Origin of the sequence: Terasakiella sp. SH-1, from assembly GCF_004564135.1 — a bacterium.
Classification (GTDB): Bacteria; Pseudomonadota; Alphaproteobacteria; order Rhodospirillales; family Terasakiellaceae; genus Terasakiella.
Genome location: NZ_CP038255.1, coordinates 3359096 through 3384372, shown reverse-complemented (window position 1 = coordinate 3384372; position 25277 = coordinate 3359096). Strand labels below are relative to the sequence as shown.

25 protein-coding genes are annotated in these 25277 nt (G+C 47.5%); 17 read left to right on the top strand and 8 right to left on the bottom strand.

The features are described from left to right. Window positions 1-19: 19 nt before the first annotated feature. Together E4K71_RS15890 and E4K71_RS15885 are read left to right on the top strand one after the other, a co-directional pair. The gene (locus E4K71_RS15890; RefSeq protein ID WP_135081252.1) at window positions 20-832 is read left to right on the top strand and encodes a DUF2189 domain-containing protein; all 813 of its coding nucleotides are present in this window, start codon (window positions 20-22) and stop codon (window positions 830-832) included. After that, window positions 816-1604, top strand: coding sequence for a DUF2189 domain-containing protein (locus E4K71_RS15885; protein ID WP_167730628.1), 789 nt, complete (start codon window positions 816-818; stop codon window positions 1602-1604). The genes E4K71_RS15890 and E4K71_RS15885 overlap by 17 nt, the downstream gene beginning before the upstream one ends. A 6-nt stretch (window positions 1605-1610) precedes the next feature. Here E4K71_RS15885 and rfaE1 read toward each other — a convergent pair whose 3' ends face one another. Then, window positions 1611-3077: a D-glycero-beta-D-manno-heptose-7-phosphate kinase gene (rfaE1, locus tag E4K71_RS15880; protein ID WP_135081250.1), complete on the bottom strand. Its 1467-nt coding sequence runs from the start codon at window positions 3075-3077 to the stop codon at window positions 1611-1613. Window positions 3078-3090: 13 nt separating this feature from the next. Then, the gene (locus tag E4K71_RS15875) at window positions 3091-3696 is read right to left on the bottom strand and encodes a D-sedoheptulose 7-phosphate isomerase (protein ID WP_240796831.1); all 606 of its coding nucleotides are present in this window, start codon (window positions 3694-3696) and stop codon (window positions 3091-3093) included. Window positions 3697-3836: 140 nt separating this feature from the next. Here E4K71_RS15875 and E4K71_RS15870 point away from each other — a divergent pair, with 140 nt between their 5' ends. Both E4K71_RS15870 and E4K71_RS15865 read left to right on the top strand, forming a co-directional pair. Then, window positions 3837-4046 (top strand): hypothetical protein, encoded by a 210-nt coding sequence (locus E4K71_RS15870; protein ID WP_135081249.1) that lies wholly within the window; start codon window positions 3837-3839, stop codon window positions 4044-4046. A gap of 439 nt (window positions 4047-4485) precedes the next feature. After that, on the top strand, window positions 4486-4683 hold the full coding sequence (locus tag E4K71_RS15865; RefSeq protein WP_135081248.1) for a hypothetical protein: 198 nt from the start codon (window positions 4486-4488) through the stop codon (window positions 4681-4683). A gap of 19 nt (window positions 4684-4702) precedes the next feature. Here the strand turns inward: E4K71_RS15865 and E4K71_RS15860 are convergent, their stop codons facing one another. After that, window positions 4703-5638, bottom strand: coding sequence for a UDP-glucuronic acid decarboxylase family protein (locus E4K71_RS15860; RefSeq protein ID WP_206202009.1), 936 nt, complete (start codon window positions 5636-5638; stop codon window positions 4703-4705). 160 nt (window positions 5639-5798) lie between these two features. Here E4K71_RS15860 and E4K71_RS15855 point away from each other — a divergent pair, with 160 nt between their 5' ends. The 4 genes from E4K71_RS15855 to cbiB are packed head-to-tail and all read left to right on the top strand — an operon-like array spanning window position 5799 to window position 9824. Further along, complete coding sequence (locus E4K71_RS15855; protein ID WP_135081246.1) at window positions 5799-7052, top strand: EAL domain-containing protein; 1254 nt, start codon at window positions 5799-5801, stop codon at window positions 7050-7052. A 4-nt stretch (window positions 7053-7056) separates the two neighbouring features. After that, entirely contained in the window at window positions 7057-8361 is a 1305-nt protein-coding gene (locus E4K71_RS15850; protein WP_135081245.1) for an EAL domain-containing protein, read from the top strand. A gap of 6 nt (window positions 8362-8367) precedes the next feature. Then, window positions 8368-8832, top strand: a complete 465-nt coding sequence (locus E4K71_RS15845) for a DUF523 domain-containing protein (RefSeq protein ID WP_135081244.1) — start codon at window positions 8368-8370, stop codon at window positions 8830-8832. Next, on the top strand, window positions 8832-9824 hold the full coding sequence (cbiB, locus tag E4K71_RS15840) for an adenosylcobinamide-phosphate synthase CbiB (protein WP_135081243.1): 993 nt from the start codon (window positions 8832-8834) through the stop codon (window positions 9822-9824). Before E4K71_RS15845 ends, cbiB begins: the two co-directional genes overlap by 1 nt. An 85-nt stretch (window positions 9825-9909) precedes the next feature. Here the strand turns inward: cbiB and E4K71_RS15835 are convergent, their stop codons facing one another. Next, entirely contained in the window at window positions 9910-10815 is a 906-nt protein-coding gene (locus tag E4K71_RS15835; protein ID WP_167730626.1) for an MBL fold metallo-hydrolase, read from the bottom strand. A 130-nt stretch (window positions 10816-10945) separates the two neighbouring features. On the opposite strand from E4K71_RS15835, the gene cobO reads away from it, so the two are divergent. The 3 genes from cobO to E4K71_RS15820 all read left to right on the top strand — a co-directional run bounded on the left by cobO (window position 10946) and on the right by E4K71_RS15820 (window position 13770). Next, on the top strand, window positions 10946-11551 hold the full coding sequence (cobO, locus tag E4K71_RS15830; RefSeq protein ID WP_135081241.1) for a cob(I)yrinic acid a,c-diamide adenosyltransferase: 606 nt from the start codon (window positions 10946-10948) through the stop codon (window positions 11549-11551). Window positions 11552-11620: 69 nt separating this feature from the next. Further along, complete coding sequence (locus E4K71_RS15825; RefSeq protein ID WP_135081240.1) at window positions 11621-12301, top strand: lipid-binding SYLF domain-containing protein; 681 nt, start codon at window positions 11621-11623, stop codon at window positions 12299-12301. A gap of 2 nt (window positions 12302-12303) precedes the next feature. Continuing rightward, window positions 12304-13770 (top strand): cobyric acid synthase, encoded by a 1467-nt coding sequence (locus E4K71_RS15820; RefSeq protein WP_135081239.1) that lies wholly within the window; start codon window positions 12304-12306, stop codon window positions 13768-13770. Between the two features lie 26 nt (window positions 13771-13796). Here E4K71_RS15820 and E4K71_RS15815 read toward each other — a convergent pair whose 3' ends face one another. Next, complete coding sequence (locus tag E4K71_RS15815; protein ID WP_167730624.1) at window positions 13797-14537, bottom strand: DUF2336 domain-containing protein; 741 nt, start codon at window positions 14535-14537, stop codon at window positions 13797-13799. 133 nt (window positions 14538-14670) lie between these two features. Here E4K71_RS15815 and E4K71_RS15810 point away from each other — a divergent pair, with 133 nt between their 5' ends. The 4 genes from E4K71_RS15810 to E4K71_RS15795 all read left to right on the top strand — a co-directional run bounded on the left by E4K71_RS15810 (window position 14671) and on the right by E4K71_RS15795 (window position 17970). After that, window positions 14671-15291 (top strand): methyltransferase, encoded by a 621-nt coding sequence (locus E4K71_RS15810; RefSeq protein ID WP_135081237.1) that lies wholly within the window; start codon window positions 14671-14673, stop codon window positions 15289-15291. Then, complete coding sequence (locus tag E4K71_RS15805; protein ID WP_135081236.1) at window positions 15288-15992, top strand: class I SAM-dependent methyltransferase; 705 nt, start codon at window positions 15288-15290, stop codon at window positions 15990-15992. The genes E4K71_RS15810 and E4K71_RS15805 overlap by 4 nt, the downstream gene beginning before the upstream one ends. Continuing rightward, on the top strand, window positions 15992-16900 hold the full coding sequence (locus tag E4K71_RS15800) for a LysR family transcriptional regulator (RefSeq protein WP_135081235.1): 909 nt from the start codon (window positions 15992-15994) through the stop codon (window positions 16898-16900). Before E4K71_RS15805 ends, E4K71_RS15800 begins: the two co-directional genes overlap by 1 nt. A 104-nt stretch (window positions 16901-17004) precedes the next feature. Continuing rightward, entirely contained in the window at window positions 17005-17970 is a 966-nt protein-coding gene (locus E4K71_RS15795; RefSeq protein ID WP_135081234.1) for an aldo/keto reductase, read from the top strand. Window positions 17971-18092: 122 nt separating this feature from the next. Here E4K71_RS15795 and dnaJ read toward each other — a convergent pair whose 3' ends face one another. The 3 genes from dnaJ to E4K71_RS15780 form a co-directional block, all read right to left on the bottom strand. Next, window positions 18093-19235, bottom strand: coding sequence for a molecular chaperone DnaJ (gene dnaJ / locus E4K71_RS15790; protein ID WP_135081233.1), 1143 nt, complete (start codon window positions 19233-19235; stop codon window positions 18093-18095). A gap of 109 nt (window positions 19236-19344) precedes the next feature. Beyond that, window positions 19345-21273 carry a molecular chaperone DnaK gene (dnaK, locus tag E4K71_RS15785; protein ID WP_135081232.1) on the bottom strand — a complete coding sequence of 643 codons (1929 nt, stop codon included), beginning with the start codon at window positions 21271-21273 and terminating at the stop codon, window positions 19345-19347. A gap of 282 nt (window positions 21274-21555) precedes the next feature. After that, on the bottom strand, window positions 21556-23574 hold the full coding sequence (locus E4K71_RS15780; RefSeq protein WP_167730621.1) for a PAS domain-containing protein: 2019 nt from the start codon (window positions 23572-23574) through the stop codon (window positions 21556-21558). Between the two features lie 380 nt (window positions 23575-23954). On the opposite strand from E4K71_RS15780, the gene E4K71_RS15775 reads away from it, so the two are divergent. Both E4K71_RS15775 and E4K71_RS15770 read left to right on the top strand, forming a co-directional pair. Beyond that, the gene (locus tag E4K71_RS15775; protein WP_135081230.1) at window positions 23955-24581 is read left to right on the top strand and encodes a hemerythrin family protein; all 627 of its coding nucleotides are present in this window, start codon (window positions 23955-23957) and stop codon (window positions 24579-24581) included. Window positions 24582-24685: 104 nt separating this feature from the next. Further along, window positions 24686-25147, top strand: coding sequence for a hypothetical protein (locus E4K71_RS15770; RefSeq protein ID WP_135081229.1), 462 nt, complete (start codon window positions 24686-24688; stop codon window positions 25145-25147). The last annotated feature ends 130 nt before the right edge of the window (window positions 25148-25277 follow it).

Below are 25277 nucleotides of genomic sequence, written 5' to 3'. Positions count from 1 at the left end.
CTATCTTCTGGGAGGGGATATGACAGAACAATCCACAAAACCGCAGCGCAGTTTTCTTGTGCCGGAAATGGCCCATGTGCGCAAGGTCCAGACCGAAGATGTCTTTATGTGGCTGGCTAAAGGCTGGACCGATACTAAACATTTGAAAAAAGTCAGCATGATCTATGCTGCCTTATTCCTGTTCATCGGGGTTTTTATTTCCTTTGGGTTTCACTTTCTCAAGCTTCCCTATTTGATTTTACCGTCTTTAACAGGATTTCTACTGGTTGGCCCTGCCATTGCGGTGGGTTTTTATGAGGGCAGTTTGCGTCGTCAACGCGGTGATGAATTCACACTCTGGCACGCAATCTGGGGATTCCGGCGCAATACGCTGGCGATCATGGCGATTGGGATTGCGCAAGTTTTCCTGTTTATGATCTGGATAAAGATGGCTTTTACGGTCTTTGCCATTTCTTTTCCTGGAATTATGCCGGAATGGGGCCATATCTTTGACAGGGCCTTTTCCATGGAAGGGATTCATTTTGGTATTATGTTATTGGCCGAAGGCAGTATTTTTGCCGTAGGGATTTTTCTGACCGGGGCTTTTTCCCTGCCCATGATGGTGGATCGTAAAACCATGTTGATCCCGGCTATGGTGACAAGTGCCTATGCCGTTATTCGCAATTTCCCGGTGATGATCTTATGGGCGGCGATGATTGTGGCGGTGATGTTTACCGCGCTGGTAACAGGATTGGGATTGATTTTTGCTTTTCCCCTCATCGGTCACGCCACCTGGCATGCCTATCAACAGGTTTTGGGTCAAAAGGAGAATGAGGATGACACAGGTTCATAAAGCCCCCCATGAGGTATTTTTGGTCGAAGAAATGACCTTGCCCAAACAGGTTGAAACAGGCCGGGTTTTTCAGTGGTTAGCGCATGGCTGGGACGATACACAGGCATTAAAAGGGGTCAGCACATTATATGCGACCCTTTTTTTAATTGTGGGTTTACTGATTTCCTTTGGCTTTTATATGCTGGAATTACCTTATTTAATCTTGCCGGCCTTGTCCGGTTTCCTGTTGGTTGGGCCTGCCATTGCTGTCGGGTTTTATGAAGGGAGTTTATGTCGCCAAGAGGGGCGCGAATTTACTTTGCTTGGTGCGGTTTTGGGTTTTCGGCGCAATACATATTCAATTATGGCCATTGGGATTGCGCAAGTTTTCCTATTCATGGTTTGGATCAGGCTGTCTTTTACCCTGTTTGCCATTGCCTTTCCCGGTATCAGCCCTGACTGGCCGCTGATTGTGGAACGGGCCTTTAGCATGGAGGGATTGCATTTTGCCCTGATGATTACAGGGCTGGGCAGCATCTTTGCCAGTTTGATCTTCCTGACCGGGGCGTTTTCCTTGCCCTTGATGATTGATCGCAAAACGCTTCTGATCCCGGCCATGTTGACCAGTGCTTATGCGGTTGTGCTGAATTTCAAGACGATGGTTCTATGGGCAGTGATCATTACCTTGATTATGTTTGCGGGCTTAATCACAGGCTTTGGCTTGATCCTTGCCTTCCCCCTGATTGGACACGCCACCTGGCATGCCTATCGTGAGGTGATTGGGCAAAAATAACAGAGTTTAGGTGGATTTCATCTTATTGACCGTATTGGTCGTTGAAAAACCATCTTCGAGTTGGGCAAGGAAGACACAACCACCATTTTGCTGGATTAGCTCAGCCCCGACCACTTGATCAATGGTGTAATCAGCCCCTTTCACCAGAACGTCTGGCAGCAGGCAGGAGAGAAGTTCCAACGGTGTGTCTTCATCAAAAATCACCACCATATCGACACAGGCTAGTGAAGACAGTACCGTGGCACGTGCCATTTCGCTTTGCAAGGGGCGCTCATCCCCTTTCAAGCGTTTGACAGAAGCATCGCTATTAAGCCCAACGATGAGTTTGTCGCACTGATTAGCCGATTGTTTGAGAAGCGAAATGTGACCGGGATGAAGCAAATCAAAACAACCATTCGTAAATCCAACGGTTTTCCCCTGAGCCTGCCAGCGCTGGATGCGGTCTTTGGCGGTTTCTTTCTGAATGATTTTGGCTTCGGCTTGTGACAGGTCCTGATGATGCAGGGCTTCGATCAATTCTTCACTATAAACACTGGCGGTGCCAATCTTTGCCACGACAATGCCCGCAGCGATATTGGCAAGTTTGGCCCCGTCACTTAAAGAGGCTTTTTGGGCCAGAGCTAGCGCAAGGCTTGCCACCACGGTATCACCGGCACCGGATACATCAAAGACTTCGCGTGCTTCGGTTGGCAAGTGCACGACTTCTCCTTTATTGGTGACAAGTGTCATTCCGTCCTGGGAGCGGGTCGCCAGCACATTTTCAATGCCACAGCTTTCAATAATATGGCGCGCTGCGGCCACGATAGAGGCATCATCGTCACATTTCATGCGGCTGGCTTCACACAGTTCTTTACGGTTTGGGGTTACGAGTGTGGCGCCGCGATATTTGGAATAATCTGTGCCCTTTGGATCAACAATGACCGCAATGCCGGCTTTTTTTGCCAGATTGATCAAATGGGTTGGGGTTTCGCCGTCTAATACCCCTTTACCATAATCTGAGAGGACCATGACGCGGGCTGTCCCCAGGCTTTCAGCGACATCCAAGAGCAAATCGTCTTGTTGGCTTTGATCAAGCGGGGCTGTATTTTCGCTATCTGCGCGCAGCATCTGCTGATTAGAGGCCATGAAACGGGTTTTGACAGAAGTTGGGCGGTTTGTATCAAGCAACAGGTTGGCACAGCAATTGTCATCTTCATTGAGCAGACTACCAACATTTCGCCCAGCTTCATCTTCACCAACAACACCACAAAAACGCGCTTGTGCCCCAAGGCTCAGGAGATTGCGCACTACATTTCCCGCCCCGCCCAGCATGGCGTCTTCACGATCAATTTTCAGCACGGGGATAGGGGCTTCTGGTGAAATACGCTCAACAGAACCGTAGATGAAACGATCCAGCATAATATCACCGACACACAGGATTTCGACATCGGCGGCGGATTGAATCAAATCAATGAGATGGGCATGTTCGGACATGAGTTTTTACGGCCTAATTTCCAAATTCATTCTCAAGGGCCTGACAAAAGGCATGGCCCAGTGTGATATGCATTTCCTGAATGCGTGCGGTTTCTTCATGGGGGACAATCAGGCTGATATCGCACAAAGCTGGTAAATCACCCCCGCTTCGCCCGCCCATGCCAACTGTTTTCGCCCCGATCTTTTGAGCAGCCTTTAAGGCTTTGATAACATTGGGGCTGGTGCCTGATGTGGAAATGCCAATGACCAGATCATTGGGGCGACACAGGGCTTCGATTTGACGGGAAAAAAGATATTCAAAGCCAAAATCATTTCCAATGGCGGTCAGGGAAGAGGTATCTGTTGTTAATGCCAAAGCAGCCAGTGCCTGTCTGTTTTTAACATAGCGCACAGTTAGTTCTGTTGCGAGATGCTGGGCATCTGAAGCACTGCCGCCATTGCCAAAGAAAATGATTTTCCCATCTTGTTTCAGGCAGGAAATAGCCAGTTCAACCCATTGGGTAAAGGGTGTGGCAAGCTGTTGACGTGTCTGGTTCAGGGCCGTTTCGTGGCGGTCCAGTTCGCTCTCAAAAAGGGCTTTTAAATCCATGGCATTAAGTGCTTTGCATTCGAATTCCAAGTGACTTCTTTATAGCCTGCCTTTTGTCGCCATGAAAGAGGAGTGATGAGTGAATGTTGGAAATATTTCGAAATAAATAAACAGAAAGCGGAAAAAACGGCGCAATAATTTCATGGTTTACTAAAGAAGGTACAAAACAGATGCCCTTAAAGAGGTCAACCATGTTGAATATTGAAAGCGAAATGAATCTGCTGAGCCAGCAAAACCAAACCCAAGTCCGCAGCTATGCCGAACAGCTTGTACTCAGCCTCGGGTATAACGACGCCATCTGTACTGCGATGGAATTTCAGATGTTTAATGTCGCAGAAGAACTTCGGTTCATGCAAGATGAATTTCGCAATGTGACCTAAAGGTTTATCTGTATGTCGTATGTTTAAAAAAGCCCCATACAATTTGTTGGGGCTTTTTTGCATTTAAATATTGAAACTGAATCGAAACGTTTATATTCTTTTTATGAAGATATTACAGCTCTTTTCTCTAAATCTGACCCGCTTTCACGTTTATCTTAAACAATGTGGGTAGAAAACTTGCATGTGGCGGTGTTATTCACCGCAAATGGAAGGTGCCGCCTTCCACATTGTTTAAGATAAACGCCTCTGGTGGGCCTTATCTGTGCTTGTGTCGCGTCAATTTGCTTAACCGATGCCCCGCATCGTTTTGCACAATTTTCCTAACTCAAGCACAGATAAGGCTCCATGAAACGGGTCAGATTTAGAGAAAAGAGCTGTAAAAAAGCAAAGGGAATTTGCAGATTATCTGATCGTTGAGGCTTCAACAAAGGGGAATGCTATGTTCACAACTCTTGCCACATCGCGTGCGAACCGTTACAGCCACCCACAACAAAAAAAACGTATAGACGAACTTGCCCAATTACTGGTCAAGGCCCTTGGGTATAAAGGGGCTAAGGAAAAGGCTGAACAAAGCCATTGGGAAAGCGTTGCTGAAACAATACGTTTTCTGGAAGGCCAGACTTACCGCCGTTATTAACCTATTTTAAGGCTGGTATTCACACCATCTTTTCAAAATAGGCGATGGTCTTTTTCAAACCGTCTTCCAGCTTGATGGTGGGTTCCCATCCCAGATGTTTCTGTGCCTTATCAATAATGGGCTTGCGCTGCATGGGGTCATCGACCGGCAGGTCTTCAAAGGTTAGGGTGGATTTTGACCCTGTCATATCAATTACCATTTCAGCCAGTTGCTTGATGGTGAATTCCCCCGGGTTACCTAAATTGATTGGGCCTGTAAGGGTGTCATCAGCAGCCATCAGGCGAATAAAGCCTTCGATCAGATCATCACAGTAACAGAAAGAACGTGTTTGTAACCCATCCCCGTAAATGGTGATGGGTTCGTTGCGCAGGGATTGCATGATGAAGTTGGAGACAACACGACCATCATTTGGGTGCATGCGTGGGCCATAGGTATTGAAAATACGCCCGACACGAATGCTGACTCCATGTTGGCGGTGATAATCAAAAAACAGGGTTTCTGCGCAGCGTTTGCCTTCGTCATAACAGGCACGCGGCCCGATGGGGTTCACATTGCCGCGATATTCTTCCGGTTGAGGATGAATTTCCGGATCACCGTAAACTTCGCTGGTAGATGCCTGAAAAACTTTTGCCCCCACACGTTTGGCCAGCCCCAACACGTTAATGGCCCCATGAACACTGGTTTTTGTCGTTGCAACCGGGTCATGTTGATAATGGATGGGGGAGGCTGGACAAGCCAGATTATAAATTTCATCCACTTCCACATAGAGTGGGAAGGTGATGTCGTGGCGCATCAGTTCAAAATAGGGGTTATCCAACAAATGGCGGATGTTGTCTTTGCTGCCTGTAAAGAAATTATCGGCGCAAATAACGTCATGACCCTCTTTCAGCAAACGTTCGCAAAGATGTGAGCCTAAAAAGCCAGCCCCACCAGTGACCAAAATCCGTTTACGCATATGCACGGGTCTTCTCCCCTTTTATAAATCGACGTCGGGTTCATTTACCATCTGGGGGGGGAAAAACATAGATAATTTTAATTTTTTATGAACCGTTTCCTCGCTATGGTACAGTCAATGGAATAACAGATAGAACCTATTTGGGCGGGTATAAATAAAAATGGTGCAAAAACTAACGGATGCTCAGATCATGCAGGCGGTCCGGGCCGATACCAATGGGCCGGAAAACAAGCTGCTGGAAAATTTACAAATTCTGGAAAAAAAGCCGACAGGGCATTGTGCTATCCATATCCATCTGTCCAAATTACAGCGTACCAACAAGAAACCGGATTATATCCGGATTGCAGAACGCGCCTTTGATGCCATCACCATTACCCATATGTCGGAACTGTTTACGTTGGGTAATTTTGATATTGTTCTGACATGCCCCAACAATAAAGTGGAAGAAATTGATCGGGCCTTAAGTTCCATTCGTTCCATGTTTAAGGCTGATCCGCTTATTGAACGGCGTGATATCAGCGGAGAAGAAGCGTTTTCAACCTGGTATGATCTGGAAGAGGATTTCCCCTATTTTAAAGAGGCTGTTGTCACGACGGTTTTGGCAGGAAAGCGCCAGTCTCTGGAATTTGGTGCCGTTTCCATGGATGATGACAAGCTGACACCCAAAAACTTGGATCAACTGGCCCGTTCTTTTCGTAAACTGGATGCCCGCCCGTTGATGCGCCACCAGTCTGCGGTGCAGATCGGGGCAAGCGGGCAGGGGCAATTGTTGTTTCGCGAATATTTTGTTTCCATTGCGGATTTGCGCAAGGTGGTGGCCCCAAAAATCGACTTGTTGGCCGATCGTTGGTTGTTTCAATATTTAACAACAATTTTGGATCAGCGCGTCCTGCATATGTTACGCAGCCAGTCCATGGATGATTTGCCGAAAAATATCAGCTTGAATTTGAATATCCAAACCATCCAAAGCAAAGATTTTCAGCTGTTTGATCATTTTGTTGGGGAACAGGCCCATCGTGTGATTATTGAATTGCAGCCCGTAGATGTGTTTTCCAATATTTTTGCTTATGAAGCTGCGCGTGATCAGTTGCAGGCCCGTGGCTATAAAGTGTTGATCGACAGTGTACAGCCACTGGTTATGGATTATTTTGATCCGTCTATGCTCAAAGCAGATTTTTACAAGATCGCCTGGGGGGATCGTCTTGGCGGGTCAGCAACCAAGGAAGGCTTGGCTGAAATGCGTGAATTGATCCACAGTATCGGGGTTGAAAAGGTGATTATTTCACTGGTTGATAGTGAAGAGGCAATCCGTTTTGGCCTTCAACTGGGTGTTCAGCGTTTTCAAGGCTTCTTTGTTGATCGCCTTGTCGGGGCGATGACACAAAAAACCGCCTCTGCGGTCAAAGGGGTATAGGGCCATGAGTGCACAAAATCAGGAAAGCCTCTTTTTAGATTATATCCGCCGCTTAGAACACCATCGCCAAGGCCGTGAAATGGTGCATTTTCACCTGTCTAAACTGCGCCCTTTTAACCGTCGTGAACATCATATCCGCGTGGCAGCGGATGCTTTTGAAGGGATGGTCAAGGAACTGCTGGGTCAGATTTTTGTTTTTGATAATGCGGATATTATTTTCGTTTTTAAAACCGAAGCCATGGGGCAGGTGGAACAAGCCATTGATAAGGTGAAATTCCTCTTTGGCGATGACCCGCTGTTATCAGAAGAAGAAATCAACGGAAAAGGTTTCAGCACCTGGTATGATGTGCAAGGCGATTATGAAACCATCGTCAATATGGCGCGCAAACAGGTAGAAAACCAAAATAACGCGCAAAAAAGTGGTAGTCGCACTCAGGATGTCAAGGCAGCACTGATGGCCAAGCAGGATAGTGGGGAACGTATGACCCCGCGTATTCTGGACCGGGTGGTCGAAGCACTGAAGGTTGCGGATTTGACCAATATGGTGCGTCGTCAATATGTCTGTTCGGTCGATGGCCCGCAGATGATCCCGACGCAACAATTTAGCGAGCTGTTTATCTCAATCAACGATTTGCGTGAAACCTTGCTGCCCGGTGTGAATTTGACGTCATCACCCTGGCTCTTCCAGCATTTGACCGAAACACTGGACCGCCGGGTGCTGTCTTTGCTTTCCCGCACGGAAGATCGCGATATTACAGGTGATATCAGCATTAATCTGAATGTGGCGACGCTTTTATCGGCTGATTTTATGCGGTTTGATGAAAATGTGATTGCAGCCATGCGCGGCAACATTGTTTTGGAATTGCAACAACTCGATATTTTTAGCGATCTCAATGCCTATCTGTTTGCCCGTGAGTTTGTCAAAGAACGTGGTTATCGCATCTGTATTGACGGGGTGAATTATAAGACCTTGCCTTTTATTGATCGTGAACGCCTTGAGGCCGATATGATCAAGCTGATCTGGTCGCCGGATATTGTCAATGGCGGGCATGACTTGACTGACCGGGTGATCCGCCAGATTATGCTGACGGGGGCTGACCGGATCATTATGTCGCGTTGTGATACAGAAGAATCCATTGAATTTGGTCGTGATAACGGTATTAAAATGTTTCAGGGGCGCCATGTGGAAGCTCTGATCGCTGAAGAATCCCGACGTAAAAACATGCGAACCTTGAAAAAACGTGCCGAAGCCCATGACAAGGCGGCTGCAGCGCGTAAAAAATCACTGAACCGACGGGAACGGGATTAAGCTGCGGTGGAAAAAATCCTCATCAGTGCCTGCCTTTATGGGGAGGTCGTGCGCTATGATGGGCGGCAAAAGCGTCTGAACCATCCCTATATTCAGCGTTGGCAGGAAGAAGGCCGTCTGGTTGCCATTTGCCCGGAAGTGGCGGGCGGCTTGCCTGTGCCACGTTCCCCTTGTGAATATGATATGCAGACTGGACATGTGTTGACCAAAGAAGGTCAGGATTTTACAGCTGCTTTTCAGGCTGGGGCGCAAGCTGTCTTGCATTTGGCCCAAACCCATCATATCCGTTTTGCCCTGTTGAAAGAACGCAGCCCCTCTTGTGGGAGCAATGAGATTTATGACGGTCATTTTTCAGGCCGGACCATAAAAGGGCAGGGGATAAGCGCTGCCTTGTTGCAAGAAAATGGAATTCAGGTATATAGCGAGGAAACCCTTGAAGCCCTGAATACAGATTTGAAAGCAGCCGAGTAATGATTGGCACAGATGCCCTGATCTCCTTTGAAACCTATGACCCTTTGTGGCTGTTATTGGCTGCGCTGGCCCTTGATGTTTATGTTGGGGATATGGATCGGTTGTTTCGGATTGTTAAACATCCTGTGGTCTGGATTGGCGATTTGATTTCCTTTTTGGAAAAAAAGCTGAACCGGGACAGCCGTTCTGATCTTAACCGTTCTATTCGCGGCTTTGTCGTGGTGGCTTTTATTGTTGCCTTATGTTGGGTCATTGGGTTGGCTGTGGCCTGGCTGGGGCAGAATTATCCCTTTGGTTGGGTGCTGGAGCTGTTTTTGACCATTTCGTTGGTGGCCCAGCGTAGTTTGTTCATGTATGTGCGCCGGGTGGGGCAAGCTTTGCATAAAAATGGTTTATCTGCCGGGCGCGAAGCGGTGAGCCATATTGTCGGGCGGGACCCGGACCAGCTGGATGAACATGGGGTGGCGCGTGCGGCCATTGAATCTTTGGCGGAAAACTTCGGGGATGCGGTGGTTGCCCCGGTATTTTGGTATGTCTTGTTCGGCTTTCCCGGCTTGTTGGTCTATAAGGCGGTCAACACCATGGATTCCATGATTGGTCATAAGTCAGATCGCTATAAAGCCTTTGGTTTTACTGCCGCGCGCCTTGATGACATTTTAAACTTGATCCCTGCTCGATTGGCCGGGGTCTGGATTTGCCTGGGATCGCTCTTCATTCCAACGTCAAGCCCTTGGAAATCCTTAAAAACCATGGTGCGTGATGCGCGCAAACACCGTTCCCCTAATGCTGGCTGGCCGGAAGGGGCCATGGCCGGGGCGTTGGATATTGCCTTGGCTGGCCCGCGCAAATATCGTGAAGGTCAGGTCAATGACGAATGGATCGGTGATGGCCGTGCCCGTGTGGTGGCAAAAGATATCAAGCGTGCCTTACAAGCATATGCGGTTGCCTGTATCTTGAATGCGGCCTTTGTCGCCTTCATTGCGATTATTTAAAGTTGCTGTCATCCTCGCGCAGGCGGGGATCTTGTTGTGAATGGATGGAGATTCCCAATCAAGTTGGGAATAACCGAAGAGAGGCTTACTCCCATTCCATCTCGGTAAAGACCTGCTGGGCGTTGCGTCCTGCCAGCGAAGAAAATTGCTCTAGATAGCTAAAGGCAGACTGGTCAATCTTGGGGGCTGTCATGATGTCATGGCCGTCATCAATATGGGCCCGCATTTTATTACGGATATTTAACAAATAGGCATGGGTATCGGCCTTGGCTTTTTCCAGTGTTGTGGCATGACCATGACCGGGGATGATGTGTTTTGGATTGAATTCGGCCAAAGCTTCAAAAACTTCAATCCATGATCCGCTATGGGACATGCCGCCGATGCCAAGGATACGTTCAACATAGATAATATCACCGCTAAATAGGGTGTTTTTTTCTTTCAGCCAGACAAAGCTATCGCCCGGTGTATGGGCCTGGCCTTTATGGTGGATTTCAAAGCTCATGCCACCCAGACTGAATGTGTGGAAATCATCAAAAGTCGTGTCCGCATAAACGGCTTCGGTACCGTCCAGACCGCTGCCTAAGAAATTGCGCAATGCTGTGAAATGCATGGATTCGCGTTCTTTATGATCTTCCACAGCGGCGTTGGAGGCAATGATTTGGGCACCTTGGGCTTTCCAATAGCTGTTGCCGAGCCAGCGATGGTCCTGTCCCCCTGTATTCACCACGATCTTAACGGGTTTGTCGGTGATGGTCTTGATAGTTTCATGAATGACTTGTGCCCCTTTAAAGCTGCCGCCGGGGTCCATCAGCACAATACCGTCTTTGGTAAGGACAACGCCAAAGGTCGCATTATTGGCAAGGTTGCTGGCAGAACGTTGCTTTTTCTCCCCGATAAGGGCGTAAACATCATCGGTGACTTTTTGAACTTCAAGGGCAAAGGCTGTTTTGCTTATGAGCACTAGAGCCAGAAAAGAAAAAAGAACGCGCATATCCATTATCCTATTTATAAATAATAAGGCGCTAATATATCAGATGTATCATGAAAGTGAATTGAAGATTGCGAAAAAACAAACGAAACTTATATTGATTCAAAATAGTTTGGATTAAAGGAACTTAGACATGTCCGAAGAAGACCTGGAACGCCACGCCAGTAAAATGGCGAAAAAGAAAGCCGCCCGTGACCGTATGATGGAAAAAAAGGTTGATGAAAAAGGGCTTGTGATTGTTCATACCGGTAAAGGTAAGGGCAAGTCGTCTTCTGCCTTTGGTATGGCGTTGCGCTGTGTCGGGCATGGTTTCAAAGTTGGGGTCATCCAGTTTATCAAAGGGGCCTGGGATACGGCAGAGCGCAAGGTCTTTGAAGGTTTTCCCGATCTTGTCACCTTTAAGGCGATGGGTGAAGGCTTTACCTGGGAAACACAGGATAAAGAGCGTGATATCGCTGCGGCTCAAAAAGCCTGGGCAGCAGCCAAAGAGATGATTGAAAGCGGGGAATATCGCATGGTGATCCTGGATGAGATCAATGTGGCTATGCGTTATGACTATATCAATGAGGATGAGGTCATTGAGTGCCTGAACAATCGTCCGGAACTGGTCCATGTGGTGCTGACCGGGCGTCATGCTTCTGAAAAGTTGCTGGATGTGGCGGAACTGGCAACAGAAATGACTTTGGTAAAACACCCCTTCAGAAGCGGGATCAAGGCCCAGCCGGGTGTTGAATTTTAGGGATTTCTTTAGGTTTATGAGGCATCTTTGATAGCTAAAGAAAAGATCACCTGAAAAAGGATTACACCGATGAAACGCTTTTTGGCTGCAATTTGTGCCTGTATGACGCTCTTGTCTTTTTCCAAGGCAGAAGCAGTTGAACAAGATGCCATCCAGATTTTGTTGGAGGCCGAAGCCACAGCACGTCATGTCATTGGCTCTAAACAATATAAAGAGCTGGACGAGGCTTTTAAAAATGCAGTCGGTGTGGTGATCATTCCCCGTTTGCTCAAAGGCGGCTTTATCCTTGGGGCGGAATATGGCAATGCGGTCTTATTGGCAAAAAGACAGGATGGCACATGGAGCTATCCGGCCTTTTATACCATTGGGGGCGGTAGTGTCGGTTTTCAAATTGGCTTAAAAGACAGCCAGATGATTTTGGTGATTCGCACCCATGTGGGGATGGAAGCCATTTTGCAAGATCAGTTTAAGGCCGGAGCCGAAGCTGGTGTTGTTGTTGGTATGTTTGGCGGCAGTGTTGAAGGTGCGGCTACAACAGCCATGGGGGCTGATATCGTGGCCTTTTCTTTGGACCGGGGCCTGTTTGGCGGTGGGGCGATTGAGGGCTCTGTGTTTGCCAAACGGGATGATTTTAATCAGACTCTTTATGGACAACCTGTAACCCCGCGCCAGATTGTTCTGGAAAATATGGTCAGCGATCCAGCAGCTGATAATTTGCGTTCCACCTTATCTGCGCTGGAAATGCAATAAAAATGGTTCATTCCCCCAAAGCCTTGATGTTTCAAGGCACGGGTTCTGATGTGGGCAAGTCGCTTTTGGTGGCGGGTCTGTGTCGTGCCTATGTGCGTCGTGGCTTAAAAGTTGCTCCGTTTAAGCCACAAAACATGTCCAATAATGCCGCTGTGACGGTTGAGGGCGGCGAAATCGGGCGTGCTCAGGCTTTACAGGCGCGTGCTTGTGGATTGGACTTAACGGTTCATATGAACCCGGTTCTTTTAAAGCCGCAAAGTGATGTGGGCTCCCAAGTGGTGGTGCAGGGTGAAGTGCTCGGCAATGCGTCTGCTCGTGATTATACCAAACTCAAGCCCAGCCTGATGCCCAAGGTGTTGGAAAGCTTCCATAAACTGGGAGAAACAGCCGATTTAATCTTGGTGGAAGGGGCAGGCAGTGCCGCAGAAGTGAATCTGCGGGCTTCTGACATTGCCAATATGGGCTTTGCGGAGGCTGCCGATATTCCGGTGATTTTGATCGGTGATATTGATCGCGGCGGGGTCATTGCCTCTATCGTTGGCACCCACCAGCTGATTAGCGAGAGTGAAAAGGCACGCACCAAAGGCTATCTGATCAATAAGTTTCGCGGTGATGTCAGCCTGTTTAATTCAGCGCTGGATATCATTGAAGAAACGTGCGATCAAGCCTGTTTCGGTGTCGTACCATTTTTCCCTAAGGCCAAGCTCTTACCTGATGAAGATGCGATGAGTCTGGATAATCGCAAGAAGGCTTCTGTGGAGAAACCGATCAAGATTATGGTTCCGCGTTTTTCCCGCATTGCCAATTTTGATGACCTTGACCCTTTGCGGGCAGAAGCTGATGTACAGGTGGAAATTATTGAGGCAGGCCAAGCCTTGCCAGGGGATGCAGATTTGGTGCTTTTGCCCGGTTCCAAGGCAACTTTGGCTGACTTGTCCTTTGTAAAGGAACAAGGCTGGGACATTGATATCAAGGCCCATGTGCGCCGTGGGGGACAAGTTGTCGGCTTGTGCGGGGGCTATCAGATGTTAGGTCAAGAGGTGAAAGACCCCGATGGGATTGAAGGAAATATCAAAAGCATGACGGGTTTGGGGCTGTTGCCTTTGGAAACGGTGATGAAAGGCCCCAAAACTCTGCGTGAAACCAGTGGGGTCTGTCTTGAAAATGATCACCTGGTCAAAGGCTATGAAATGCATATGGGGGTGTCAGAAGCTTTAAGCCCGACAAAACCCTGGCTGGAGCTGGACGGCAAAACAGAAGGCCATGTGTCTGAGTGCGGTTTGGTTCGGGGAACCTATCTTCATGGGGTCTTTAGCAGTGATGAGTTTCGCCACGACTTTTTAAAGTCTTTGCGCCAAGATCGGGTGGCAAGCCTGTCTTATGAACAGCAGGTAGATGAGGTGCTGGATAAACTGGCAGATCATCTGGAAGAATATTGTGATTTGGATGGCTTGCTGGCACTGGCTTAAGGTCAGTAAATTAATAGGTACTGACCCTAAATCACCCCTTGTTTTTGATCCCACCAACCTGAAGTGCGCCGTTCTTCGCGCTCTAACAATTGGCGGCCGCGTTCCACATCAACCATATGTTCGGGCAGGTTAAAATATCGTTTGATAAAGGCAATGACATGGGCTTCGCTGAGATCGCGAAGGGTGTTGAGGATATCTTCGTTTAATGCACCCCGATCAAAGATGGCTTGTTCGACTTTTTGATCATCACCATAAACCCGGACGATATTGATCATGGTGTGATCATTGATATGGGCACTGGGGTTTTTTAACAAGCGCACGACAGCATTTTTGCGACCAGAGGCTACAATGAGATTACAGATATGGGTTGAAATATTTTCGCGCCCGGCAATGGCATAGATTTTTTCGGTTATGCCGCTGTTGATTATATCTTCAAGAATTTTTTCTTCTAACACCGGGGAAAGTTCTAAAATAGGCAGGCTGACATCAGCGATATCTTCGGCCAGTTTTTTAGCAATTTTTCCCGGCAGGTAGGGTGAACCTGCGACGGCTTCGGCAATGGCAGCGCGAACAGCCACGATTTCATCGTCGACCAGTTTGGCAATAATTTCTTCGGCTAATGTGCGTTGGGTTTGGCTCAGATCAGGCTGGTCAAGGGTTTGGGCCATTTCCCGGCCCAAAGCGGATTTTTGTTCCGTATCCATGCGATGGCGCAGGGCTGAAGCACGGCGTGCCAGTGTTTGCGCGGGTTTTTCCGTATTGAACATTGAAAACCTCATCTTTTAGGGGCGAGTCTTTCATCATTCTAAAGTGAAATATCGGTTTTGGCTGTGATGGGGGACACAATAAATTCATTCTGGGGACTGGACATAGGCACTGGCTTGGCACAGACTATTCTTTATGGTTCAGGACTATCTTATATATTCAACGGCTTGGGCAAGCTTCGGTCTTGTTCATTCCTTGCTTGCGCGTGAAAAAGCCAAAGCGGTGTTAAAGCCTGCTTTTGGGGCCTTTTATCGGGCCGCTTATAATGTGCTGGCCGGTCTGCATCTTGTACTCGTCTATATCATTGGTTTTATGCTATTTGATGGGTTGGTTGATTTTAACCGCCCGGAATGGTTGGCTGTGAGCCAGGGGCTGCTCTATGGGCTGGGCTGGATTGTTATGTTGTGGGCCTTGCGCGAATATGATCTGGGAAAACTGGCAGGTATTAAGCAAATTCGTGAACATTTTCAGGGAATTATGGCCCATGATGAAGAACCTTTGCATTTTAATGGCTTCCATCGCTGGATGCGTCATCCTCTTTATACAGCCGGATTTATGATTTTATGGGGTCGGGTCAGTAATGATTTTGACTTGATGACAGCGATTTGTGGGTCGCTTTATTTAATCATTGGCAGTCATTTTGAAGAACGTCATCTGATAAGGCTATACGGTGATCATTATGCCACGTATAAATCCCGTGTCCCCGCCTTTATTCCCTGGAAAGGCCAGGTTGATTTGAAAGAACCCAAGTTATGACACAGTTTGATACCACCCAGCATTTCGATCAGCAAAAAGCAGATGCTTATGACCGTGTAATCCGCCAAGTCGTCCCCGGTTATGAGACCTTGCACGAGATGATTAAGGTACTGTTAAAACGTTACGTTAAGAAAACAGATGCCCGATTGTTATCTGTTGGCTGTGGAACCGGGGTGGAATTGACCACAATGGGCTATGATTTCCCCGAATGGCATTTTTTAGGGGTGGAACCTGCACCAGCCATGGCAGATACGGCAAAAGCCAATGTTATGTTGGAACGTTTAACGGAGCGTTGCGAGATTTTTCAGGGCTTTGTTGAAGATTTGGACAGTGATCAGCAGTTTGATGTGGCGACCTTGGTGCTGGTCATGCATTTTGTGCCTGATGATGGCTCAAAAGAAGCCTTATTGCGTTCCATTGCCAATCATCTCAAACCGGGGGCACCGTTGGTGTTAACCGACCTTCATGCCGATGTGGAAGGCGAACGGTTTGAAAAATTCCTCACCATTTGGCGCGATTGGCAGCTTCATAAAGGCATGCCCGAACATATTGTAGATCGTGGGTTTGAACATGTGGTGCGCGATATCCAGTTTGTCAGTGAAGACCGGATTTTGGAATTACTGCATAGTGCTGGCTTTAAAATTGTGGAACCCTTTTACGGGGCCTTTCTGTTTGGTGGCTGGATTGCCTGGAAAGAGTAATGAATGGCTCGACTTACAATCAGCTGATTGTGTTTCACGCCATTGTGGCCGAAGGCTCCATTAATGGGGCGGCGCGAAAGCTGGAAATAGCACCGCCCTCCGTTAGTAACAGTTTGAAGGGGCTGGAAAAAACGGTCGGTTTGCCGCTTTTTACCCGTACAACCCGTCGTATTGAGCTGACGGAAGCTGGGCATATGCTCTGTGAAGAAACCGCACCCGCCATGCAGTCTTTATCTTATGCCCTGGAAACGGTGCAGGATTTATGTGAGGTCCCGCGTGGTAAAGTGCGTCTTACCTTGCCTCGTTTTGTCTATCAGTTGTTTCTCAAGCCTATCTTTGCTGAATTTTGTGCGCTTTATCCCAAAATTGAACTGGAAGTCTCTATTTCAGATGAGGCTGTGGATATCATCAAGCAAGGCTTTGATTTGGGGATTCGTCTCGGGGATCGAATCGAAGAAGGGATGGTGGCAACCCTTTTGACCCCGCCCATGAAAGAAGCTCTTTTTGCCTCACCCGATTATATCCGTCAAAAGGGCATGCCCAAAACCCTTGGGGAATTAAAAGAACATAAGTTGATCCAGTATCGTTTTATTGGGTCCAAGCAATTGGCCGTTCTGGAATTAATGGGGGGCAAACAAAAGGTCGCTGTGGAAATGCCCACGGCCTTGATTGTGAATGATACCGATATGATGCTGGATGCGGCCAAAGAAGGGGTGGGCATTGGCCGGATTTTAGAACCGATTGTAGCGGCTGATTTGCGTGCGCAGAATGTCCTGCCTATTTTGCAAGATAAGTGGCTGGATTATCCCGGCCTTTATGCTTATTTCCCACAAAATAGCCAAAAGGCTAGACGTATCAGGGTATTAATTGATTTTCTTAAAGAGAAATCTATCCTGTTTTGGGCTTAATTGTTAGCTTTTATCTAATTATTTAATAGGTTTGTATCGTCTTATTCTTATGAATTTCCTGTGATAGCTTGTTTTTAATGTTTCGATATGAAGAGGAAAAGACAGTGAGCACAGTAAATTTTAAAGATCTGAATCGCTTGGGCTATGGTGCAATGGTTCTGGAAGGTTATTATGGCGGCATTGATGATAATCAAGCTGTGGAGGTATTGCGCCATTGTATTGAAAAAGGTTTGATGATTGATAGCGCTGATGCCTATGGCAATGGTCATAATGAAGAACTGATTGCCAAAGCGATCAAAGGACAGCGCGACCAAGCTTTTATCGCCAGTAAATTTGGAATTGTTTTTGATGCGCAACAATCTGGTTCAGATGTTGAAACAGGCTGGGGCTTTTCACTGAGCATTAATGGGACAAAAAGTTATGTCACCCAAGCTCTTGATGCCAGCCTGAACCGTTTGGGAACAGAGTATATTGATCTTTATTATGCGCATTATCCTGATCCCAATGTGGCTATTGAAGAAACCGTTGAAGCGATGGCTAAGGCAAAAGACGCTGGGAAAATCAGATATTTGGGCCTGAGTAATGTGACAGCCGATCAAATCCGCCGTGCCCATGCGGTTCATCCGATTAGTGCTGTTCAATATGAATATTCCCTGTGGCGTCGTGAGGCAGAAACAGACTTATTGCCGACATTGCGCGAATTGGGGATTGCTTTGGTGGGCTGGTCCCCCTTGGGTTCGGGTTTTCTAACCGGGAAAGTCGATACGGTCAATGAAGGTGATTTTAGAACTAATAATCCGCGCTTTGTTGGGGAGAACCTCAAGGCCAATCAGGATCGTTTTGCTCCGTTAAAGGAAATTGCCAAAGATTTGGGTATCACGCCTGCGCAATTGGCTTTGGCATGGTTGTGTCATCAGGGCGATGATATCTATGCCATTCCGGGTTCGCGTAAAATCAGCCGGATTGATGAAAATATGGCTGCGGCGGATATTAAACTTGATGAAGAGCTGTTAGCCAAGATTGATAGGCTCATGCCTGTCGGGGCTACACAAGGGGCAACATTGGTATAGAAAAAAGCCCGGGAGAACCGGGCTTTTTTTAAACTTTAAACGTCATTCCCAACTGGATTGGGAATCTAGAAAACTCAAATGATTAACTGGATCCCCGCTTTCGCGAGGATGACGGTTGGGTCTTAATCTCTCAAATCTTCAAAGAAGTCTTTGACTTTACTGAAGAAACCCTGGCTTTCCGGATTGTGGGTTTCCACATCCCCGCCGCCAGCTTCGGCAAATTGTTTGAGGATTTCCTTTTGTTCCTTGGTCAGTTTGACCGGGGTTTCCACATGAACCTCGACAAACATATCCCCGCGAGAGTTTGAGCGCATGACACTCATCCCTTTAGAGCGCAGGCGGAACTGGTTGCCGCTTTGGGTGCCTTCCGGGACTTTGATGCGGGCACGCCCACCATCTACAGTTGGAACTTCAATTTCACCACCCAGTGCCGCTGTGGTCATGGGAATCGGTACTTCACAGAAGATATTAGCCCCTTCACGCTGGAAAATGCGATGGGGAACGACAGACAGGAAGATATAGAGATCACCACTGGGCGCACCGCGTAAGCCCGCTTCACCTTCACCGGTCAGGCGGATACGTGTGCCGTCTTCCACACCGGCTGGAACATTCACAGACAGGGTTTTGGATTTACGCTCACGTCCTGTGCCACCACAGATACCGCAAGGATCGGAAATCACAGAACCCGCACCATGACAGGTCGGACAGGTGCGTTCAATGGTGAAGAAACCTTGCTGGGCACGGACTTTGCCGCGACCATGACAGCTTGGACATGTGGTTGGTGGTTTGCCACCTTCAGAACCTGTGCCGTCACACGAGTCACAATTGACCGATGTGGGGACTTCGATAGTGGCTTTTTTACCGTTAAAGGCGTCTTCGAGGCTGATTTCCATATTATAGCGCAGATCAGCGCCGCGACCAGAGGATTGGCCACGACCGCCACCCATCATATCGCCGAACATTTCTTCGAAAATATCGCCAAAGCCGGAGAAACCGCCGCCGCCGAAACCACCGAAGCCGCCGCCACCTGCGCCGCCTTGTTCAAACGCTGCGTGACCGTAACGATCGTAAGCGGCGCGTTTTTCAGCATCTTTGAGGATTTCATAGGCCTCATTGATTTCTTTGAACTTGGCTTCTGCTTCGGCATTGTCCGGATTGCGGTCCGGGTGATATTGCATGGCAAGTTTACGAAACGCACTTTTCAGCGCTTTCTCATCCACATCGCGATTAACGCCCAGTGTTTCGTAATAATCTTCTTTTGCCATTGAAACCTCTATTTCTAGATAGTGTCGTCCTCACGAAAGTGGGGACCTTTATCCTCAAAACAAAGAGGTCCCCGCTTTCGCGAGGACGACTCCTTATTCTGAAAGAGACTTACTTGTCTTTTTTGTCCGGATCGACTTCTTCGAAGTCTGCATCCACAACACCGTCATCAGCCGGGGCTTCATCAGCACCAGCACCTGCGGCTTCACCTTCGCCACCCGCAGCTTCCTGCTGGGCTTTGTACATGGCTTCACCCAGTTTCATGGAGGCATTCATCAGGGCTTCTGTCTTGGCTTTGACATCTTCTGGATCAATGTCGTCACCTTCCAGAGCAGATTTCAGATCGTTGATCGCTGTTTCGATCTCAGCCTTTTCATCCGCACCCAGTGCTTCACCATGTTCAGTGAGGTTTTTCTCAGTTGTATGGATCAGGCTTTCCGCTTGGTTGCGCGCTTCAGCCACTTCTTTACGCTTCTTATCTTCTTCTGCGTGAGATTCTGCATCTTTTACCATTTGGTCAATCTCAGAATCGTCCAGACCGCCAGACGCTTTAATGGAGATTTGCTGTTCTTTACCAGTGGCTTTGTCTTTCGCAGATACATTCACCAGACCGTTGGCATCGATATCGAAGGTTACTTCGATTTGCGGTACACCACGCGGTGCTGGCGGTACACCAACCAGATCAAATTGACCGAGCAGTTTGTTATCAGCCGCCATTTCACGTTCCCCTTGGAAAACGCGGATGGTTACAGCAGACTGGTTGTCTTCGGCAGTTGAGAAGACTTGAGATTTGCGTGTCGGGATGGTGGTGTTGCGATCAATCAGGCGTGTGAAGACGCCGCCCAATGTTTCGATACCGAGAGACAGCGGTGTAACGTCCAGCAGCAGAACGTCTTTTACGTCGCCCTTCAGGACACCACCTTGAATGGCCGCACCCATGGCAACCACTTCGTCCGGGTTCACCCCTTTGTTCGGCTCACGACCGAAGATTTCTTTAACCTGTTCAACAACCTTCGGCATACGGGTCATACCGCCAACCAAGATCACGTCGTCGATTTCAGAAGCTTTCAGACCCGCATCTTTCAGGGCAGCCTGACACGGCTTCACTGTGCGTTTGATCAGGTCAGCAACCAGGCTTTCCAGTTTCGCACGACTCATTTTCACGTTCAGGTGTTTCGGACCAGATTGGTCAGCTGTGATGAACGGCAGGTTGACTTCTGTTTCCATGGAAGAAGACAGTTCGATCTTGGCTTTTTCGCCTGCTTCTTTCAGACGTTGCAGGGCCATGCGGTCTTCGCGCAGGTCGATGCCTTGTTCTTTTTTGAATTCGTCAGCCAGATAATCAATGATGGCCATGTCGAAATCTTCACCACCAAGGAACGTATCACCGTTTGTGGATTTAACTTCGAAAACACCGTCGCCGATTTCCAGAATGGAAACGTCAAATGTACCGCCACCGAGGTCATAAACCACGATTGTGCCGGATTCTTTTTTATCCATGCCATAAGCAAGGGCCGCAGCTGTTGGCTCGTTGATGATACGCAGAACATCAAGACCTGCGATCTTACCGGCATCTTTTGTGGCCTGGCGCTGTGAATCGTTGAAGTAAGCCGGAACAGTTACAACGGCTTGTGTAATTTCTTCACCAGCGAAGCTTTCAGCTGTTTCTTTCATCTTTTGCAGGATGAAGGCAGAAATTTCAGATGGGCTGTAGGATTTTTCGTTGGCTTCAACCCACGCATCGCCATTGTCTGCTTTGACGATTTTGTAAGGAACCAGCTCTTGGTCTTTGCTTGTCAGCGGATCGTCGAAACGACGGCCGATCAGACGCTTGATGGCAAACAGTGTGTTTTCAGGGTTCGTAACAGCCTGGCGTTTAGCCGGCTGACCGGAAAGGCGCTCACCTGAATCTGTGAAGGCAACCATGGAAGGGGTTGTACGTGTCCCTTCAGCGTTTTCAATAACGCGGGAATCCCCGCCGTCCATGATAGATACACAGGAGTTTGTTGTACCGAGGTCGATACCGATAACTTTACTCATTTTACTCTCTTTACGTTGCGGCGAATTTACAGGCGTTTGCCCTTATACTTGTGAAGGCACAAACAAAGCGTAAATTCCCTGAGGGTGAAAAACTGGGCGATATATAAGGGCATTTGCGTTTTTTCGCAAGCACCGCGCGCCATGATTTATGAAAGAAATTAAGAAAAAGTGAGGAAGGGCTTTTTTGTTGGAAAGATGATGTCGTCCTTGCGCAGGCGGGGGCCTTTTTCTTAAAGGGATGAAGAGTCCCAATCGAGTTGGAAATGACTGAAAATCTGCGCTTTAATTCTCACAAACCCGATTGCGCCCGGATGTTTTGGCATCATAAAGCGCAATATCGGCGCGTTTAAGCAAATCGTCCGGGGTTTCATCACTTTTAACGAGGCTGGTAACGCCAAAGCTGGCGGTGAAACTGACAGGTTTTTTCTCACCAATATCAAAGGCATATTTGGCTGTGTTTTTTCGGATGCGTTCGGCCAGTAGCTTGGCCCCTTTTTGGTCTGTTTCCGGGAGCAAAATAGCAAATTCTTCACCGCCAATACGGCCAATAACATCGCTGTTGCGCAGGTTTTGGCGGCACAATCCGGTCATGGAACGAATGGCTTCATCCCCCACTGCATGGCCGTATGTGTCATTGATATGTTTAAAATGGTCCACATCCAGCATGATCAACGATAGTTTGGTGTCATAGCGTTGGGCGCGTTCGATTTCACGTTCACAGAGTTCGAGGAAATGACGACGGTTGTTAATGCCGGTCAACACATCGGTTGAGGCCATTTGGCGCAGCTCTTTTTCCAGTCGTTTTTGTTCCGTAACATCTGTTGAAATGCCCAGAAGGGCATATGGGTTCCCCAGATCATTGATCAATGGGGCCTTAACGGACAGGAAATAGCAGGTGTTTCCAGTTTGAAAATGTTTGGATTTTTCAATGCTGGAGATGTTTTCACTATAATCAAAGACTTCATTGTCACTGACATGGAAGCGTTCTGCGATTTTACTGCCAAATATTTCCGCATCGGTTTTGCCGATGATGTCATCACGATCACGGCCCAGATAGGTACACATGTCAGCATTGACGTAAGTATAGGTGAAATTCACATCCTTGATATAAACATGGGCTTTCAGATTATCGAGGATCGTGGTCAGCTGGCGTTCGTTGCGGCGCAGTTTTTCTTCCAGCTGTTTTTGTTCGGTAATGTCGGTGGAAATGCCTAAAAGGGAATGGGCTTCACCTTTGGCATTGAGTAACGGCACCTTGATTGACAGGAAATGCTGTTTTTCAAGGGTATCTTGATCAACTGAGACTTCCAGCTTGGAGACTTTTTGTTGTTTCTGGAACACTTCCTGATCGGTGGTGCGAAAACAGACGGCGGTTTCTGGCTCAAACAGATCGTAATCATCTTTTCCAACAATAGAAGCCCGGTCTGTTTTGAGCACCTGACAGAGTTCTTCATTGGCGTATGTGTATTTTAAATCGCGATCTTTGATATAGACCCGTGCTTTCAGGTTATCCAGAATGCTGTTGAGCTTTTCCTGACTTTCGCGCAGGGCTTTTTCAAGACGTTGCTGTTCCGAAATATCAAGGGCCATACCTAGGATTTCTTCGGTTTCGCCATGAGCATTTTTTAATGGGCATTTCACGGTCAGATAGCTGCGCTCAATCCCATATTCATCAATGCCACCATCTTCAAAGGCACGAATGGTTTTGTCTTTTTCTAAAACAAGGTGATCATTTTTGGTGAAATTATCAGCGGCCTCTTTTGTAAAGAGGTCATAATCTGTTTTACCAAGAATATCGCTGCTTTTCAGGGTCAACAACATGGAGAGCAGGTTGTTGACGTAGGTGTAGCGCCCTTCGCGGTCTTTGGAAAAGACATAGGCCGGAATATTGTCCAAAACGCTTTTGAGTTTGTTTTGGGAAATAATATATTGATATTCCTTCTCTTTTTTATCCGTGATGTCCTGCAGGATAAGAGAAAAACCGCTCTTGCTTGTTTTTTCCCCAGCGACAGGGGAAAGGGTCGTTCGAAACCAGAATTGCGTTTGGTTTTTGTCTTGAAGGGAAAGTTCCCCTTTCCAGTGGCCCTTGTGCTCTACGTCCTGGACAAGGCTGGACCATTCCTGATTGGTGATCAATTGATCAAGTCGGGTGGTTTTTAGCTCAGATGTCTGGAGGTTCAGGGCTTTGAGGAAAGCCGGATTGGCATAGGTCAGCTGGCCTGTACAATCACACAGGCACACGGGGGCGTCTGTATTTTGTACAAGGGATGCAAATAGCTCATTTCCAGAATCTAAATTCAAACCACCAACCACAATAATCAATTAATGAGAGGCCCGCTAATCATCTGCGCCTTATGGGCGAAATGCAAGCCCATATATTAACGTCGAACAAAAAATAAGGCTTTATTCTCTGATAGATAGATAAAGGTGGCGTGTTTCACAAGTCTTTAAATTGTTTTGTTCCCTATCAATATTGTAGCGAGACTTAGAGTCATTTAAGTTTTGGGTCTATGTTATGATAGTAAATCCAGAAAATTGACCAGCTGGTTGAATATTGGATTAAACAGAGTTTCAACCATGCGGTGACGGGTTTTTTTTCTGAAAGTTTGTGCTACACTCCAGACAACTGAATATAAGGCTTTTATTGAATAAAAAGTCTATTGCACAGAAGGTGTATAAGCATGCAGTTAAAAGAATGGCCCGCTGAGTTTGACTTGGGAATCGGTCCGATTGATGATGACCACCAGATGCTGTTTCGAACGATTCAGCAATTGGGGCAAAATATCGCGGAAAACCGGGACCCTAATATTATCGCAGCAACGATTATGTCACTGTCGTTGTATGTTGATGAACATTTTGAACGCGAAGAGCGTTTTCTGCTGCGTGCGGGGTATCCCGAATATGATGCCCATAAAACGGCCCATGATGAATTTCGCGATTCGATCATGTCTTTGCGGCATTACCATCAGGAACATTCAGATGATGTGGATGCCGATAAAATTGTTGCTTTCCTTGAAAAATGGCTCCTGGATCATATTGCCAAGGTTGACCGGGCTTATGAACCCTATTTGACCGGGGCAACTGAGGGGGATCCAAAGATTCGCCAACGCCTCAAATATGAAGAAAGAAGCAAGGCAATGGTTCAGATTACCTGTCCGGCAGATAAAGAACAATATGTGAGGCATTTTGTGGACTTGATCAGTGATGGCTCCCACGAAGGGGTCATGATTGAGGCGGCTGTGGAAAGTGTGACCATCAAACAGATGGCCCGGCGCGAAGCCAAAGCCAAGAGGTTATTTGGCCGATAGGGCTCTTCATCCTACCTCCGTATTGCAACGGACATGACAATTGGTTATTACCGACATATACTTCAAAATAAATTCGTAATGTCTTGTAGGGTTTCGAAGAAAAGATGGGACTGTTTGATTTTTTTGGCGGGGGCAAAAAGAAGAAGGGATCGTCTGAGCTGTTGGAAGTGAAATGGTCCAAGAATGCTCAGGGTAAATTTCGTCGCCTCCCTTTTGTCGAGCTGGCAAAAGAAAATGTTTCCGGTGTAAGCGCCATTTATGTGATCTGGCATGGCGGGGTTAAGCCTGGCTGGGTCTATGTCGGGTTAGCTGATGATTTGGCAATGGATATTACAGATGCGAAACAAAGTGCGGATATCATGGAATATGATATGCGCGGTGGGGTGTTTATTACCTGGCAGACGTTTCAGAAAGACATGGCGCCGGGGGTTTTTGCCTTTTTAACCGATGTCTTGCAGCCAGAGGTACGCAACCCGGAAGCAGACATGTATCGCTCTCAGGAACATGTTCGGATCTTGCCACCAGGCTATAAGAAAGAAGCCTTTTTGCAGCTGTTAGGCAAGTAGCTTTTTGGCTTTTCCAACTTATAGACGTTTCTTGGCAGATACCGTCAAAAAAACGTTATATTTTTCATTTTATTCGTTAAGATGTGCGCCAATTAAAAAGCTAATACTCGCGGAACACGAAAATACGTAG

Bases quoted from the DNA above. Each gene is read 5' to 3' on its own strand.
- E4K71_RS15890 (WP_135081252.1), top strand. From the start codon at position 20: ATGACAGAACAATCCACAAAACCGCAGCGCAGTTTTCTTGTGCCGGAA.
- E4K71_RS15885 (WP_167730628.1), top strand. From the start codon at position 816: ATGACACAGGTTCATAAAGCCCCCCATGAGGTATTTTTGGTCGAAGAA.
- rfaE1 (WP_135081250.1), bottom strand. From the start codon at position 3,077: ATGTCCGAACATGCCCATCTCATTGATTTGATTCAATCCGCCGCCGAT.
- E4K71_RS15870 (WP_135081249.1), top strand. From the start codon at position 3,837: ATGCCCTTAAAGAGGTCAACCATGTTGAATATTGAAAGCGAAATGAAT.
- E4K71_RS15865 (WP_135081248.1), top strand. From the start codon at position 4,486: ATGTTCACAACTCTTGCCACATCGCGTGCGAACCGTTACAGCCACCCA.
- E4K71_RS15860 (WP_206202009.1), bottom strand. From the start codon at position 5,638: ATGCGTAAACGGATTTTGGTCACTGGTGGGGCTGGCTTTTTAGGCTCA.
- E4K71_RS15855 (WP_135081246.1), top strand. From the start codon at position 5,799: ATGGTGCAAAAACTAACGGATGCTCAGATCATGCAGGCGGTCCGGGCC.
- E4K71_RS15850 (WP_135081245.1), top strand. From the start codon at position 7,057: ATGAGTGCACAAAATCAGGAAAGCCTCTTTTTAGATTATATCCGCCGC.
- cbiB (WP_135081243.1), top strand. From the start codon at position 8,832: ATGATTGGCACAGATGCCCTGATCTCCTTTGAAACCTATGACCCTTTG.
- E4K71_RS15835 (WP_167730626.1), bottom strand. From the start codon at position 10,815: ATGCGCGTTCTTTTTTCTTTTCTGGCTCTAGTGCTCATAAGCAAAACA.
- cobO (WP_135081241.1), top strand. From the start codon at position 10,946: ATGTCCGAAGAAGACCTGGAACGCCACGCCAGTAAAATGGCGAAAAAG.
- E4K71_RS15825 (WP_135081240.1), top strand. From the start codon at position 11,621: ATGAAACGCTTTTTGGCTGCAATTTGTGCCTGTATGACGCTCTTGTCT.
- E4K71_RS15820 (WP_135081239.1), top strand. From the start codon at position 12,304: ATGGTTCATTCCCCCAAAGCCTTGATGTTTCAAGGCACGGGTTCTGAT.
- E4K71_RS15815 (WP_167730624.1), bottom strand. From the start codon at position 14,537: ATGTTCAATACGGAAAAACCCGCGCAAACACTGGCACGCCGTGCTTCA.
- E4K71_RS15810 (WP_135081237.1), top strand. From the start codon at position 14,671: ATGGTTCAGGACTATCTTATATATTCAACGGCTTGGGCAAGCTTCGGT.
- E4K71_RS15805 (WP_135081236.1), top strand. From the start codon at position 15,288: ATGACACAGTTTGATACCACCCAGCATTTCGATCAGCAAAAAGCAGAT.
- E4K71_RS15800 (WP_135081235.1), top strand. From the start codon at position 15,992: ATGAATGGCTCGACTTACAATCAGCTGATTGTGTTTCACGCCATTGTG.
- dnaJ (WP_135081233.1), bottom strand. From the start codon at position 19,235: ATGGCAAAAGAAGATTATTACGAAACACTGGGCGTTAATCGCGATGTG.
- dnaK (WP_135081232.1), bottom strand. From the start codon at position 21,273: ATGAGTAAAGTTATCGGTATCGACCTCGGTACAACAAACTCCTGTGTA.
- E4K71_RS15775 (WP_135081230.1), top strand. From the start codon at position 23,955: ATGCAGTTAAAAGAATGGCCCGCTGAGTTTGACTTGGGAATCGGTCCG.
- E4K71_RS15770 (WP_135081229.1), top strand. From the start codon at position 24,686: ATGGGACTGTTTGATTTTTTTGGCGGGGGCAAAAAGAAGAAGGGATCG.